The sequence below is a fragment of the Pseudomonas syringae genome (assembly GCF_000737245.1).
GTDB lineage: Bacteria > Pseudomonadota > Gammaproteobacteria > Pseudomonadales > Pseudomonadaceae > Aquipseudomonas > Aquipseudomonas syringae_J.
In genome coordinates this window covers 38,385-53,059 of record NZ_JPQU01000067.1, presented here as the reverse complement: position 1 = coordinate 53,059, position 14,675 = coordinate 38,385, and the positions used below count along the sequence as shown (strand labels likewise).

Genomic DNA, 14,675 nt, shown 5'->3' with positions numbered 1-14,675 from the left:
AGCCGTTATTGCGGCACAATAGGCACCTTTAATTCAGTCACCAGTAAAGGGAGTGGCGGGTGAGTCGTACAGTCATTCGGCAGCGAAGTTTTTCCAAAGGTTTTCAACGGCTGTTGATTGGCGTGGCACTCAGTGTCCTCTTGGTCGGTTGCTCAAGTTCGCCTTCCGGCGGCGTTCGCGTTGTGGATCGCAACAGTAATGCCGCCCCTCAACGCCCTACCGTGACCACTGGCCAGTATGTTGTGCGCCGCGGCGATACCCTGTTTTCCATTGCATTTCGTTACGGCTGGGACTACAAGGCGCTAGCCGCTCGTAACCAGATTCCCGAACCGTACACCATTCGTCCCGGTCAGACGATTCGCTTTGATGGGCGTTCAAATTCAACATCGTCTGGCGTTGCGGTAGCCCCAGGTGCCGTTCGTTCGGGTGCAGCGTCTACCACGACGTCCACCCAAACGAGTGCTTCAGGCTCGGTTAAAACGACGGTGATTTCCAAGCCTGTTGCCGCTGTGCCGTCGGTCTCCGCACCCCCGCAAGGCCCGGCCGGCCCGGCCCCCAAAGGCTGGACGTGGCCGTCTAACGGCGTATTGATTGGAAAATTCTCTTCAAACGGTAGTTTGAATAAAGGAATTGATATCGCTGGAGATTTGGGACAGCCTGTTTTGGCTGCATCTGATGGTTCGATTGTCTACGCCGGGAGTGGCTTGCGGGGCTACGGCGAATTGGTAATCATCAAACACAGCGATACCTACGTAAGCGCTTACGGCCACAACCGTAGGCTGTTGGTTCGGGAGGGGCAACAGGTCAAGGCTGGGCAGACGATTGCCGAGATGGGGTCAACAGGAACTGACCGGGTGAAACTGCATTTTGAGATTCGCCGCCAGGGTAAGCCTGTAGATCCACTGCAATTCCTGCCGCGTCGTTGATTTTTGCCAGCCTGTTCCTTGACGTAGAGGGACAGGCTCAAGCGTTGCCATGGAACTGGCGTCGCTGGAGCTTGAGGTCGAACTCACCAAAGGACTATAACAATGGCTCTCAGTAAAGAAGCGCCCGAGTTTGACATCGACGACGAGGTCCTCCTGATGGAGGCCGATATCGATCTGGACTCGGACGAAAAGCAGAAACCTGCGGCCTCTGCCACTCGCGCCAAGGCCAAAAACTCTACAACGCTCAAGCAGCACAAATACATTGATTACACACGTGCACTCGATGCCACGCAGCTGTATCTCAATGAAATCGGTTTTTCTCCGTTGCTGTCTCCGGAAGAAGAAGTCCATTTTGCGAGGCTCTCGCAGAAGGGTGATCCGGCCGGACGCAAGCGCATGATTGAAAGCAATCTGCGGCTGGTGGTGAAAATCGCCAGACGTTATGTCAATCGTGGATTGTCATTGCTCGACCTCATCGAAGAAGGCAACCTGGGCCTGATCCGGGCTGTGGAAAAATTCGATCCGGAACGCGGCTTCCGCTTCTCGACTTACGCGACATGGTGGATTCGTCAGACCATTGAGCGTGCCATCATGAATCAGACCCGAACCATTCGGCTGCCGATTCATGTGGTCAAAGAGCTCAATGTCTACTTGCGCGCCGCCCGCGAGTTGACGCAAAAACTCGATCATGAACCCTCTCCCGAAGAAATCGCCAATCTCCTTGAGAAGCCCGTCGGCGAGGTCAAGCGCATGCTTGGGCTCAATGAGCGGGTGTCCTCGGTCGACGTTTCTCTGGGGCCGGATTCCGACAAGACACTGCTTGATACCCTGACCGACGACCGTCCCACCGACCCGTGCGAACTGCTGCAAGATGACGATCTCTCTCAGAGCATCGATCAATGGCTATCCGAGCTGACCGACAAACAACGAGAGGTCGTTATACGGCGTTTCGGGCTGCGCGGGCATGAGAGCAGCACGCTGGAGGATGTAGGGCTGGAAATTGGTTTGACCCGCGAGCGTGTCAGGCAGATCCAGGTCGAAGGCCTCAAGCGCTTGCGCGAGATCCTCGAGAAGAATGGCTTGTCCAGCGAGTCATTGTTTCAATGAGTGGTTAAGAAGACGTTGAGACTGTAAACATCGCGTTGCTTCTTGTTCATAAAAGCACGTTCATAAGAGCACCCCGATCCGGGGTGTTTTTATGTGTGCGCCTCAATCGTTTTCAGTTGATAAATGGCCACTACTGGACCGGCGCTGTCAGGGCGGTTTCCCCATGCGGCTGTTCAGTGATTTTGACATTTTGGCTGTAGGCCTTTACTTACCCGTTTTGTAAGCTCTAGCGAAAACTGAGGGGGGAAAATGACCTCTCAGCGGAGTTATATTTCATAAGCTAATGATTTAGTTGAATAAATTATTTTCATGTTTCATGTGAAGGAATTTTTTGAAAGGTTTTCGGTGGTTGTTCTATGCGTGAAAATCACTACTATCACAACTGTGCCGAGGGAATGGCACAGGCTTTCAAGGAAGAGGGCCAAGGACATCGCAGGAAGCGATTCATCAGGATGATGAATAAAGGAATAGAGGGATTAAGTAAAAAAAGGGGGGCGGGTCATACCGCCCCTTTTTTTGTCTGCGTGAAGGTGCAATGGCACGCAGTTGAGGTGTTACCAGCGATATAAAAAAGGCCCCTGAAGGGCCTTTTTTTGAGCAAGCGTTTTGCTTAACGTTCCAGGTCTGCGATTTTGCCTGGTTTGCCATCCCAATCCGCCGCATCGGGCAGCCCGTCTTTCTTCTCGGTGATGTTCGGCCAGACGTCCGCCAATTCGGCATTTAGCTCGATGAAGTTTTCCATCCCTGCTGGGATTTCATCTTCCGAGAAAATGGCCTGGGCAGGGCATTCAGGCTCGCAAAGAGCACAGTCGATGCACTCGTCCGGGTGAATCACCAGGAAGTTCGGGCCTTCGTAGAAGCAGTCCACCGGACAGACTTCTACGCAGTCGGTGTATTTGCACTTGATGCAGTTGTCGGTGACGACGAAGGTCATTTCTAATTCTCTCCTCAGGCGGCGGCTACAGCAGAGCCCTTTCATTCAGGGTTGCCGGGTTCGGGAAGTCTCCCGCGCCGTGTGAAAACACATGCATTAGGTAAACGGTACTGAATGCAGAGCGACTGCACAGCACGGCGTTCGACCCTGGGTTCGCTAAGTTTTCACGCGGCTCGGATTTATCTGATCAGCCAGGTTAGTGTCCCGTCTCGCAAATAAGCTGTTCAATTTGGACGGTGTCTGATTTCGCCAGGCTGCGTTGCCGCTCCTCCCCATAGCACAACTATGAGTCGTCGCGGCGCCTTGCCTGACAAAACCATCCACTCGCCCAAAGTGAACGTATTTACGAGACGGGACACAAAAAGCTGCCAGCATCTCAAACCGCGCGGGATTCTAACAGCTTGTAACCAAACTCGTTAGATCCGAGTTTGCAGTGCATATAACAACTCGAGTGCCTGGCGAGGCGTAAGGTCGTCAAGTTTGGCTTTGGACAGCTCTTCAAGCACTGGATGCGGCAGGCTGGCAAACAGGTCGCTTTGCATCGGGGCTGTGGGCTTGCCTGGTTTGGATCGTGGCTGCTCATGAGGCAGGCTGGTGGTTTCCAGGCGCTGCAAATGTTCCTTGGCGCGGCCAATCACCCTTGCTGGAACCCCCGCCAACTGGGCCACTGCCAGGCCATAGCTCTGACTTGCCGGCCCAGGCAGTACCCGGTGCAGAAACACAATCCGCTCGTTATGTTCAGTGGCGTTCAGGTGTACGTTGGCAACCAGAGGCTCGCTTTCCGGCAACACGGTCAACTCGAAGTAGTGAGTCGCAAACAGCGTGTAGGCGCGCAACTGGGCGAGACATTCTGCCGCAGCCCAGGCCAGGGACAAACCGTCGAACGTGCTGGTGCCGCGTCCGACTTCGTCCATCAACACCAGGCTGCGATCTGTCGCATTGTGCAGAATATTGGCGGTTTCGCTCATTTCCACCATGAAGGTCGAGCGGCCACCGGCCAGATCGTCGCTGGAACCGATACGGGTGAAGATGCGGTCTACCAGTGACAGTTCGCAGCTGGCGGCGGGCACGAAGCTGCCGATGTGAGCCAGTAGCACGATCAACGCGGTCTGACGCATGTAGGTCGATTTACCACCCATGTTCGGGCCGGTGATGACCAACATGCGAGTCTTGTCATCCAGATCCAGGTCATTGGCGACAAAGGGCGACGACAGCACCTGCTCGACGACCGGGTGACGACCTTGGTCGATGCGCATGCACGGCTCGTCGACGAATTGCGGGCAGTTCAAATCCAGATTGAGCGCCCGTTCTGCCAGGTTGCTCAACACATCCAGCTCGGCCAGCGCTGAAGCGGTGTCCTGCAGCGGGGCTAGATGGCCGATGAGGTCTTCGAGCAGCGCTTCGTAGAGCAGCTTCTCCCGGGCCAGGGCACGACTTTTCGCGGATAGCGCCTTGTCTTCGAACTCCTTCAACTCCGGAGTGATGAAGCGCTCGGCACCCTTCAGAGTCTGACGGCGAATGTAATCGGCCGGTGCCTGCTCAGCCTGTTTGCTGGGCAGTTCGATAAAGTAGCCGTGAATCCGGTTGTAACCGACCTTTAGATGGCCCAGACCGGTCCGGGCCTTTTCACGGGCTTCCAGATCAATAAGGAACTGGCCGGCGTTTTCGCTCAGGGATTGCAGCTCGTCGAGCTCGGCGTCATAACCGGTTTTCAGCACGCCGCCGTCGCGGATGACGACTGGGGGGTTATCAATGACGGCGCGTTGCAGCAGCTCGGCCAGTTCCGGATAGACGCCCGCTGTCTGGGCAAGCTGTTGCAGATGTGGCGCTTCCAGTTCGGTCATCGCCACTTGCAGCGCTGGCAAGGCGCTCAAAGCATCGCGCAGACGGGCCAGATCCCGCGGCCGGGCATTTCGCAAGCCAATCCGCGCCAGAATGCGCTCGATGTCACCGATCTCCTTGAGCTGCGGTTGCAGGCTCTCGAAGCGGTACCTCTCCAGCAGACAGGTGATCGAGGATTGCCGGGCCTTGAGAACGGTCAGATCGCGCAATGGACGATTGAGCCAGCGGGTCAGCAGGCGCGTGCCCATGGCCGTCTGGCAGCGATCGACCACCGATTGCAGGGTGTTGTCGCGACCACCGGCCAGGTTGGTGTCCAGCTCCAGATTGCGTCGGGTGGCGGCGTCGAGAATTACCGTGTCATCGAGCCGCTCGTGGCGCAGGCTACGCAAGTGCGGCAGGGCGGTGCGCTGGGTTTCCTTGGCATAGCCCAGCAGGCAACCGGCAGCGCCGATGGCCAGGGTCAGGTTCTCGCAGCCGAAGCCTTTCAGGTCCTGGGTGGAGAATTGCTGACAAAGGCTTTTCAACGCTGAATCACGTTCGAAATCCCAAGGGGCGCGACGGCGTGAGCCGCGACGCTTTTCCGCAGGCAGGCCTTGTGGCCAGTCATCCGGGATCAACAACTCAACAGGGTTGATGCGTTCAAGCTCTGCCAGAAGGTTTTCCCAGCCCTTGATCTCCAGCACGCTGAAATTGCCACTGGTGATGTCCATCACCGCCAGGCCAAACAGACGCTCGTCACCCAGTACCGCAGCAATCAGATTGTCGCGACGCTCATCGAGCAAGGCCTCGTCGCTGACGGTGCCTGGGGTGATGATGCGTACCACCTGACGGTCGACCGGCCCTTTGCTGGTCGCAGGGTCGCCGACCTGTTCGCAAATCACCACCGACTCGCCCAGCTTGACCAGTTTGGCCAGATAGCCTTCGGCGGCATGGTAAGGAATGCCACACATCGGGATGCTCTGACCGGCAGATTGCCCACGCGCTGTCAGGGTGATATCCAGCAACTTGGCGGCTTTCTTCGCATCTTCGTAGAAGATCTCGTAGAAATCGCCCATGCGATAGAACATCAGCTGGTCAGGGTGCTGATTCTTCAGGCGCCAGTACTGCTGCATCATTGGGGTGTGTGCGGATAGATCGGAAATTGCTTTATTCATCAGTTGTTTAGGCAAATTCTTGAGAAGTGGGAGGCAAAGGCGCAGGCAGGCCTTGGAAGCCTGTGCGGGTACCAGGCGGGGTCGTGCGCGCATGTTGCGATGGGCGCAAGATTACCACGCACGACTCAGGGGCGCAGGTCTGCTGCAACGGGGCTGAATCGTCACCGAGGGTTTCCAGCGGGCCACAGACGGGCAAACGCTGTATAGACTTTGCTGCGTCGCCGCCCATACCGGGGGTGTTTATAAAAAAGGAATTTTATATGGCTGGTAAACGCGCAAGGGATTCAGAAAGCGGGCGCTTCATTCCAATCGAGGAGGCCCGGCGTCGACCCAAGGAGACAACGGTCGAAACCATCAAGAAACCTGGCTGCCCAAAAAAGAAACAGCACTGACTTCAAGACTATTTTGAGCAGGGGCGGTCGTGAATTTGACCGCCCCTGCCTTGCACCCAAAAAACGCTCGTGTACGGTGATGGTTTGTCGCCCGCTGGAGAAAGCACTTTGGAGAAGAGCACCTTGGATGACATTACCCGGCTTGCCAGCGAACTGGGCAGGTATCTGCAAACAGTGAACGCCCAGGTCACCACGGCAGAATCCTGCACCGGCGGCGGAATTGCCGAGGCGATCACCCGGATACCGGGCAGTTCCGCCTGGTTCGAGGCGGGTTATGTAACTTACTCCAATCGGCAGAAGACCCTTCAGCTGCAAGTCCCGACGGATTTGTTTAACAGCGTCGGGGCGGTGAGTGATGAGGTAGTGCGGGCGATGGTGCGTGGTGCCCAGCTTCACAGCGCCGCCCGGTTCGCGGTCGCCGTCAGCGGCGTGGCGGGCCCGGACGGTGGTTCTGTGGAGAAGCCGGTGGGCACGGTCTGGGTTTGCTGGGGAGTGGGTGAGTGTCAGGTTTCACGCCGATATCAGTTTGCCGGAGATCGTGACGAGGTGCGCCGACAAACGGTAAAAGCCGCGCTAGAGGGGCTGATAGAGCTTGTCTGTGCAGAAATACCAACTCGGGGGTAGGCGCGCGCGCAACCCTGTGGAATAATACTGTCTACTTATACAGGTGTTGTGGCCATCAGGCCCCTAATTGAATTTGATTACGTGAGGACTTCAATGGACGACAACAAGAAGAAAGCCTTGGCTGCGGCCTTGGGTCAGATCGAGCGTCAATTCGGTAAAGGTGCCGTAATGCGCATGGGTGACCATGACCGCCAGGCGATTCCTTCTATTTCTACCGGTTCGCTGGGTCTGGACATCGCGCTGGGTATTGGCGGTCTGCCGAAAGGCCGGATCGTTGAAATCTACGGCCCGGAATCATCCGGTAAAACGACGCTGACGCTTTCGGTTATCGCACAGGCCCAGAAAATGGGTGCAACTTGCGCGTTCGTCGATGCTGAACACGCTCTTGATCCCGAGTACGCAGGCAAGCTGGGCGTCAACGTTGACGACCTGCTGGTTTCGCAGCCGGATACCGGCGAACAGGCACTGGAAATCACCGACATGCTGGTGCGCTCCAACGCCATCGACGTGATCGTGGTCGACTCCGTGGCTGCTCTGGTGCCGAAAGCTGAAATTGAAGGTGAAATGGGCGACATGCACGTCGGCCTGCAGGCTCGTCTGATGTCTCAGGCGCTGCGTAAGATCACCGGTAACATCAAGAACGCCAACTGCCTGGTTATCTTCATCAACCAGATTCGTATGAAAATCGGTGTGATGTTCGGAAGCCCGGAAACCACCACCGGCGGTAATGCCCTGAAGTTCTACGCTTCGGTACGTCTGGACATCCGCCGCACAGGCGCAGTGAAAGAAGGCGACGAAGTTGTAGGTAGTGAAACCCGCGTCAAGGTCGTGAAGAACAAGGTAGCTCCGCCGTTCCGTCAGGCCGAGTTCCAGATTCTTTACGGCAAGGGTATCTACCTCAATGGCGAGATCATTGACCTGGCCGTGCTGCACGGTTTCGTTGAGAAATCCGGTGCCTGGTACAGCTACCAAGGCAGCAAAATCGGTCAGGGCAAGGCCAACTCGGCCAAGTTCCTGGCAGATAACCCTGAAGTCGGTGCCACTCTCGAGAAGATGATTCGCGAGAAATTGCTGACCCCGGGTGTTGATACCAAGTCCGAAGCCTCCCGTGCACCAGCGCCTGCTGCTGACATGGCCGATGCTGACGTTGATATCTGATAGATCATGTCAGCTGTACTGGATACACCTGTCGCCGTAAGGCGAACCGCAATGGACCTGCTCGCACGTCGCGAGCACGGTCGTGTCGAGCTGACGCGCAAACTGCGTCAGCGCGGCGCAACTCCTGAGCTGATCGAACCTGCCCTCGACCGTCTGGTTGAGGAAGGGTTGCTCTCCGAAGCTCGCTACCTCGAAAGTTTCGTTTCCTACCGTGCCCGCTCGGGCTATGGTCCTGCGCGTATTCGTGAGGAATTGAATCAACGGGGATTGCAGCGCGCTGAAGTGGAACAGGCGATTCGGGAGTGTGGTTTCAACTGGCAGGAAAAGATGCAGGAAACCTGGGAGCGCAAGTTCGCGGGCCACTTGCCTGTTGATGCCCGTGAACGAGCAAAGCAAGGTCGCTTTTTGAGCTATCGCGGGTATCCGATGGACATGATCGGCCGCTTGTTGAGCGGCCGTGGTGAGGACGACTGAGTATCAGGTCGCCTTTGAGGCTTCAGCAACCAGAGCTGCTGTTTCGGCTTGAGGCTGTAACTGGTTTTCCGGCAAATTGATGTAATCCACCAACTCCCGCAACCGACCCTGATCACGCCCGCTGAAGCTGAATGACAACCGCGTCAGATGGCTGAACTCTGCTTCATGTTCCTCGCCCTGATACGTGTGCTGCTGAAAATCCTCAGTCAGGCACAGATCGGCGAACGCTCCTTGCATATGCGCAAGGGCTTTGTGGGTAAGAGGGCGATGCATGCGAATGATGAATTTGCTCTTCAGCCAGCGACTTGAATGGAAGTTGCTGTAGAACTGGTGAATCTCTTCGACCGCAGCTTCTGCGCTATGGACCAGCCGCAGCAGCTTCATGTCGTTAGGCAGAATATAGCGGTTGTCTTCCAGCTGGTGCTTGATGAAGTCCAGCGCGCCCTGCCAGAAACTCCCGCCCGGGACATCCAATAGCACGATGGGCACCAGCGGACTTTTACCGGTCTGGATCAGGGTTAACACTTCCAGGGCTTCATCCAGCGTGCCAAAGCCACCGGGGCACAGGACGAGTGCATCGGCTTCCTTGACGAAAAACAGCTTGCGCGTGAAGAAGAAGTGGAAGGGCAGCAGGTTGCCTGTCCCTTCTACGGTAGGGTTGGCGTGTTGTTCGAATGGCAGGGTGATGTTGAAGCCCAGGCTGTGTTCCAGCCCTGCACCTTCGTGGGCCGCCGCCATGATGCCGCCGCCTGCGCCAGTGATGACCATCAGATCAGCTTGAGCCAGTAATCCGCCCAACTCTCTGGCCAATGCATAGAGGGGATGCTCCACAGGTGTGCGTGCGGAACCGAACACTGTGACCTTGCGCCGGCCCCGGAACTGCTCAAGGACGCGAAAGGCATTATCCAGCTCGCGCAAGGCTTGCAGGGTGATTTTGGCGTTCCAGCGATTACGGTCGTCCTGAGCCATGCGCAGCACGGTTAGCATCATGTCGCGATAGAGCGGAAGATTTGGGCTGTTGGGGGCTACCAGGTTGATCTGCTCTTCGATCTTGCTGGTGAGGTCAATCCCGTTGCTGTCGAAGTGCTGAGATAGAAGGTCGTTGGGGACATAAGGCATTAAAGGCTTCTCCATGCGTGACCGCTTCAGCCTGCTGTGTTGTCTGAAGCGTGACGCTTATTCCGATGCGTTAATGTGCCTAGCCTACTTGGAACTGGCAATGTTTGTGTAGCGCATCGGTTTCGCTGGGCAGCTGTGGCAGATTCTATGTCTGCTCGAAAGCTGATGTGACGACGTGGGACCGGCTTTAGCTGGGAAGAGGCCAGTACATCTACGCGATATCCATCGTCTGGAATGTCGCCTTCCCGGCTGAAGCCGGTCCCACGTCGCTAACCCAAGATTCATGCTGCTTTGTGTAAGCGAGCTTGCTCCCGAAGGGGCCGGTACATCCAATATAATTCTCAGGCCGGGACGCTGCATTCGCGAGCAAGCTCGCTCCCACTGGACCTTGCTCCTGCAAGCACGGCTTACTTCTTCTTAACCGAGCAATCGCCCGCCTTGAATACCTGAACGGCAACCGGGCGATTGGTCTTGTATTCGGTGAATTGATACTTGAGCACCGCGCCTTTGGTCATCAACTGGCGATAGCCATTGTTGTGGCAAACACTGTTGCCCAGCTGATTACGCACGGCATCAGGATTTGAACGCATCTGTTGGGCCTGCCCGGATTGTACGCTCAGGTGATTGATCAACTGGTTGCCTTCAACCGTGTAACCCTGGTCGAGAATATCTTCGTTGATCGCACGTGGTGTACCGACGCTGCTTTCCTTCGCGACTTGTTCAAGCATCTTGCTCAGTTCGAACTCCTGCTTCGACGCCGCCTGGGCGCAGAATGGGGTGACGAGCAGCAGCGTAAGGGTAGGGACGATAAGGCGCAGCATTAAATTCTCCTGATTCGGTGACTGGCCCTTGGACCGGTAACTTGAAAGTATGTTCACAACGCGGCGCGCTGTACGTGCTTGTAAAGTCCAAGTAGCTCAATAGTCGGGAAGTATAAAGACGAGTTCCGACGAAAGCGATTCATGCCCGCACAGCACAGGCCGCAGGCGACGAGGCTCTGGTAAACTGCGCGGACTTTCAGCCCATCCGAGTTACTGCAGTGCTCACGCTTTCCTTTCATCGGTGGTCGCTCTCATGAGTCACGCCGTTTCCCGCCTGCGCGACCGGCGCCTGGCACAAAGTACCAAGCCCTTTATTGCTCGTGGATCACGCGCACCCCGCTGCAATGAATGTCGGGTCATTCCCGGCTATTGCTTGTGCGCCTGGAAGCCAAGCGTTGTCGCCAGCTCGGGCATGTGCCTGCTGATGTATGACACCGAGCCACTCAAGCCCACTAATACCGGGTGGTTGATCGCCGATGTCATTGAAGACACGCACGCATTTGGCTGGTCGCGGATTCACGTAGATGAGCAGTTGCTGGCGTTGCTCGATGATCCGCAATGGCAGCCGTATATCGTTTTCCCCGGAGAGTTTGTTGCTCCAGAGCGGGTGGTCAATCAGGTGGCGAAAGTGGAGGGCAAGCGTCCGCTGTTCATTCTACTGGATGCCACCTGGACTGAGGCTCGCAAGATGTTTCGCAAGAGCCCCTATCTGGAACGCTTCCCGGTGCTGAGCCTTGAGTCTGAGCAAATGTCGCGCTACCGCTTGCGTCGTTCCAAGCGCGATGACCATTTCTGCACCGCCGAGGTGGCCGCGCTGTGCCTGGAACTGGCAGGCGATACTCAGGCCAGCGGCGTGCTCGACGCTTATCTGGATGTGTTTACCGCTCACTATCTCGGGGCCAAGTACCAGAATCCTGTCGATTCGGACGATGCTTCGCACACCCATTTGAAGGCATTTCTCTGACTGGTTTTTTTACCCGATAAAAGGGCTGCGGATGAGCGCACAATAATGCTCGCCAACGCTTGGGGCGTAATGCTTGACCACCCCCTATTCGCTGGGCATGCTGGCGCCGCATAAAAGGTCAACGACCAGATTTGCCGGCATCTGCCAATGCCTTGCTGAGCGCCGAATGGATCGGCCCTCACTTACAAAAACAGGATCACCCCATGACCTACGAAATCCTGATTGCCGATGACCACCCGCTGTTTCGTAGCGCGTTGCATCAGGCCTTGAGTCTCGGCCTCGGCCCCGACGTAAGGCTGGTAGAGGTAGAAAGCATCGCCCAACTGGAAACCCGGCTGGCCGAGAAGGCTGACTGGGATCTGGTGCTACTGGATTTGAATATGCCGGGGGCGTACGGGTTTTCCGGTCTGGTGCTGTTGCGCGGGCAATATCCGCAAATTCCGGTGGTGATGGTCTCGGCCCAGGAAGAGGCGTCGATTGTTGTCAGGTCCAGGGAATTTGGTGCGAGTGGCTTCATTCCCAAATCCAGTGCGCTGGAAACCATCCAGCTGGCGGTGCGGAAGGTTCTGGAGGGCGATGTCTGGTGGCCACCTCAAGCCAGCGAAATAATCAGTGTTTCTGCTGAAGCGAAAGCCGCAAGTGCCGGGCTCGCAAGCCTCACTCCTCAACAGTTTCGGGTGCTGACCATGGTGTGCGAAGGGCTGCTGAACAAGCAGATCGCTTATGAACTCAGCGTCTCTGAAGCCACGATCAAAGCGCATGTCACCGCTATATTCCGCAAGCTGGGCGTCCGGACTCGTACTCAGGCAGCGTTGCTGCTGCAACAGCTGGAATCGATTTCACCAAACTGACCGGCCGCAAAACACCTGTCATTCACGCTTTTTTGACCTGTTCTCGATTAGCGTTCACTTCCTTTTTTGTGCAGCAGCCTATCTATGTCACCTTTCAAAGGCCAAACCGGCCTGAAACGCATCTTCAACGCCGCCGGCTACTCGTTCGACGGCCTGTCAGCCGCTTTCAAAGGCGAAGCAGCCTTCCGCCAGCTGGTCCTGCTTAACGTGGTCCTGATCCCGTTATCCTTCATATTCGATGTCAGCAGGGGTGAGCACGCGCTGTTGATCGCCGTGTGCCTACTGGCATTGATTGTCGAGCTGCTCAACTCCGCTGTGGAGGCCGCCATCGACCGAATTTCTCTGGACCTGCATCCCCTGTCCAAGAACGCCAAGGATATGGGCAGCGCCGCGCAGATGGTCTCTCTGACCATGATCGCGGCGGTTTGGGGTCTGATTCTGCTCGGCTGAGGCTGTTTGTCAGTAAAGGACTAATACATGCTCGGCAATACGATCTCATCGCTGCGCTGAACGTCGGCGGTCAGCGAGCGGCACAGATCGAGAAACTCGCGCATGGCGGAGGTCTGGTACTTCTGCTTATGCCAGATGAAATAGAACTGGCGAGACAGGTCCAGTTCCGGGGTCTCCACCGCTACCAGACTGCCGCGTCGTATGGCATCTCGCAGCGCCAGGCGGGAAATGCAGCCGATACCCAGACCGGACTCCACGGCACGCTTGATGGCTTCGGTATGCTCCAGTTCCAGGCGCACATTCAGCGCATTACGGTGATGGCGCATGGCTTGGTCGAAGGTCAGTCGTGTGCCAGAGCCTTGTTCGCGCAGTATCCAGGCTTCCTGGGTCAGTTCATCAAGGGTGGCGCGACCGCGCTTGGCTAATGGATGCTGCGGAGCACAGAACACCACCAGCTCATCTTCAACCCAGCGCTGTACTTCGATATCTGCATGAGTGCAGTCACCTTCAATCAGACCCAGATCAATTTCGTAATGGGCGACTTGCTGCACGATATGCTCAGTGTTCTGCACGTGCAGCTTGACCTGACTTTCAGGGTGACGCTGCATGAAGCTGCCGATCAGCAGTGTCGCCAGATAATTGCCGATGGTCAGGGTTGCGCCCACTGCCAGCGAGCCGAACCCCGATTTGCCATTGAGCAGGTCTTCGATCTCTTTGGCCTGGTCCAGCAGGGCTACCGCCTGCGGCAGCAACTGACGGCCTGTGGCGTTAAGGCTCAAGCGTTTGCCCGCCCGATCAAACAGCTGGCAGCTGGATTGGCGCTCGAGTTCGGTAATGGAAGTGCTCGCCGCCGATTGCGACAGCGAAAGCAGGATGGCCGCCCGGGAAACGCTTTCCTGTTGGGCGACGGCGACGAAGACTTGAAGTTGACGAAGAGTAAATCTCATATCTATATAACCGATAACCTATATCTTGATAATCCATTTAACAGATATTGTGCTTGCCACTAGAATACCGCGCAATAGCGCTCCTACCACGGCGCAAGCGAATCTCAGGAGTTTCCACGTAAATGAGCAACATGAACCACGAGCGTGTCCTCAGCGTCCATCACTGGAACGACACGTTGTTCAGTTTCAAGTGCACCCGCGATCCAGGTCTGCGTTTCGAGAACGGTCAGTTCGTCATGATCGGTCTGCAGCAGCCCAACGGGCGCCCGCTCATGCGTGCCTACTCGATTGCCAGCCCTAACTGGGAAGAGCATCTCGAATTTTTCAGCATCAAAGTGCCGGACGGTCCACTGACCTCTCAACTGCAGCACTTGAAGGAAGGCGACGAGATCATTATCAGCAAGAAGCCTACGGGCACGCTGGTTCTGGACGATCTCAAGCCGGGCAAACATCTTTACCTGCTCAGCACCGGTACTGGTCTGGCGCCATTCATGAGCGTCATTCAGGATCCGGAAACCTACGAGCGTTTCGAAAAAGTCATCCTGTGCCACGGCGTGCGTTATGTGAATGAAGTCGCCTACCGCGAATTCATCACCGAACATCTGCCGCAGAACGAATTCTTCGGTGAGGCCGTGCGCGACAAGCTGATCTATTACCCAACGGTTACCCGTGAGCCTTTCGAGAATGAAGGCCGGCTGACTGATCTGATGCGCAGCGGCAAGCTGTTCAGCGACATCGGTCTGCCACCGATCAATCCTCAGGACGACCGCGCCATGCTGTGCGGTAGTCCGAGCATGCTCGACGAGACCAGCGAAGTGTTGAACAGCTTCGGCCTGACGGTTTCTCCACGCATGCGTGAGCCGGGCGACTACTTGATCGAGCGTGCATTCGTCGAGAAGTAAGCGCTGATTT

The 14,675-nt window shown here is 56.4% G+C and carries 14 protein-coding genes; 9 read left to right on the top strand and 5 right to left on the bottom strand.

Features of this window, described 5'->3' with window-relative positions:
- Window positions 1–59: 59 nt before the first annotated feature.
- Together IV01_RS04860 and rpoS are read left to right on the top strand one after the other, a co-directional pair.
- Window positions 60–926: a peptidoglycan DD-metalloendopeptidase family protein gene (locus IV01_RS04860; protein WP_032630742.1), complete on the top strand. Its 867-nt coding sequence runs from the start codon at window positions 60–62 to the stop codon at window positions 924–926.
- Between the two features lie 102 nt (window positions 927–1,028).
- The gene (rpoS, locus tag IV01_RS04865; RefSeq protein ID WP_032630740.1) at window positions 1,029–2,033 is read left to right on the top strand and encodes an RNA polymerase sigma factor RpoS; all 1,005 of its coding nucleotides are present in this window, start codon (window positions 1,029–1,031) and stop codon (window positions 2,031–2,033) included.
- A 610-nt stretch (window positions 2,034–2,643) separates the two neighbouring features.
- Here the strand turns inward: rpoS and fdxA are convergent.
- Window positions 2,644–2,967, bottom strand: a complete 324-nt coding sequence (fdxA, locus tag IV01_RS04875; protein ID WP_032630738.1) for a ferredoxin FdxA — start codon at window positions 2,965–2,967, stop codon at window positions 2,644–2,646.
- A 416-nt stretch (window positions 2,968–3,383) separates the two neighbouring features.
- Window positions 3,384–5,951 (bottom strand): DNA mismatch repair protein MutS, encoded by a 2,568-nt coding sequence (mutS, locus tag IV01_RS04880; protein ID WP_195758814.1) that lies wholly within the window; start codon window positions 5,949–5,951, stop codon window positions 3,384–3,386.
- Between the two features lie 527 nt (window positions 5,952–6,478).
- On the opposite strand from mutS, the gene IV01_RS04885 reads away from it, so the two are divergent.
- From IV01_RS04885 to recX, 3 genes are all read left to right on the top strand, one after another.
- Entirely contained in the window at window positions 6,479–6,979 is a 501-nt protein-coding gene (locus IV01_RS04885) for a CinA family protein (protein WP_032630910.1), read from the top strand.
- A 93-nt stretch (window positions 6,980–7,072) separates the two neighbouring features.
- Window positions 7,073–8,137, top strand: coding sequence for a recombinase RecA (gene recA / locus IV01_RS04890; protein ID WP_032630736.1), 1,065 nt, complete (start codon window positions 7,073–7,075; stop codon window positions 8,135–8,137).
- A 6-nt stretch (window positions 8,138–8,143) separates the two neighbouring features.
- The gene (recX, locus tag IV01_RS04895) at window positions 8,144–8,611 is read left to right on the top strand and encodes a recombination regulator RecX (RefSeq protein ID WP_032630735.1); all 468 of its coding nucleotides are present in this window, start codon (window positions 8,144–8,146) and stop codon (window positions 8,609–8,611) included.
- Window positions 8,612–8,614: 3 nt separating this feature from the next.
- Here the strand turns inward: recX and IV01_RS04900 are convergent, their stop codons facing one another.
- On the bottom strand, window positions 8,615–9,730 hold the full coding sequence (locus tag IV01_RS04900) for a TIGR00730 family Rossman fold protein (protein WP_032630734.1): 1,116 nt from the start codon (window positions 9,728–9,730) through the stop codon (window positions 8,615–8,617).
- A gap of 407 nt (window positions 9,731–10,137) precedes the next feature.
- Complete coding sequence (locus IV01_RS04905; RefSeq protein ID WP_032630732.1) at window positions 10,138–10,551, bottom strand: quorum-sensing-regulated virulence factor family protein; 414 nt, start codon at window positions 10,549–10,551, stop codon at window positions 10,138–10,140.
- Between the two features lie 253 nt (window positions 10,552–10,804).
- On the opposite strand from IV01_RS04905, the gene IV01_RS04910 reads away from it, so the two are divergent.
- The 3 genes from IV01_RS04910 (at window position 10,805) to IV01_RS04920 (ending at window position 12,816) form a co-directional block, all read left to right on the top strand.
- A complete protein-coding gene (locus IV01_RS04910) occupies window positions 10,805–11,515 on the top strand; it encodes a tRNA-uridine aminocarboxypropyltransferase (protein ID WP_032630731.1) in 711 nt (236 codons plus the stop codon).
- Between the two features lie 203 nt (window positions 11,516–11,718).
- Window positions 11,719–12,366: a response regulator transcription factor ErdR gene (erdR, locus tag IV01_RS04915; protein WP_032630730.1), complete on the top strand. Its 648-nt coding sequence runs from the start codon at window positions 11,719–11,721 to the stop codon at window positions 12,364–12,366.
- 84 nt (window positions 12,367–12,450) lie between these two features.
- Entirely contained in the window at window positions 12,451–12,816 is a 366-nt protein-coding gene (locus IV01_RS04920) for a diacylglycerol kinase (RefSeq protein ID WP_032630729.1), read from the top strand.
- 20 nt (window positions 12,817–12,836) lie between these two features.
- Here the strand turns inward: IV01_RS04920 and IV01_RS04925 are convergent, their stop codons facing one another.
- Entirely contained in the window at window positions 12,837–13,763 is a 927-nt protein-coding gene (locus IV01_RS04925) for a LysR family transcriptional regulator (RefSeq protein WP_032630728.1), read from the bottom strand.
- Between the two features lie 122 nt (window positions 13,764–13,885).
- Here IV01_RS04925 and fpr point away from each other — a divergent pair, with 122 nt between their 5' ends.
- A complete protein-coding gene (gene fpr, locus IV01_RS04930; RefSeq protein ID WP_032630727.1) occupies window positions 13,886–14,665 on the top strand; it encodes a ferredoxin-NADP reductase in 780 nt (259 codons plus the stop codon).
- Window positions 14,666–14,675 lie beyond the last annotated feature (10 nt).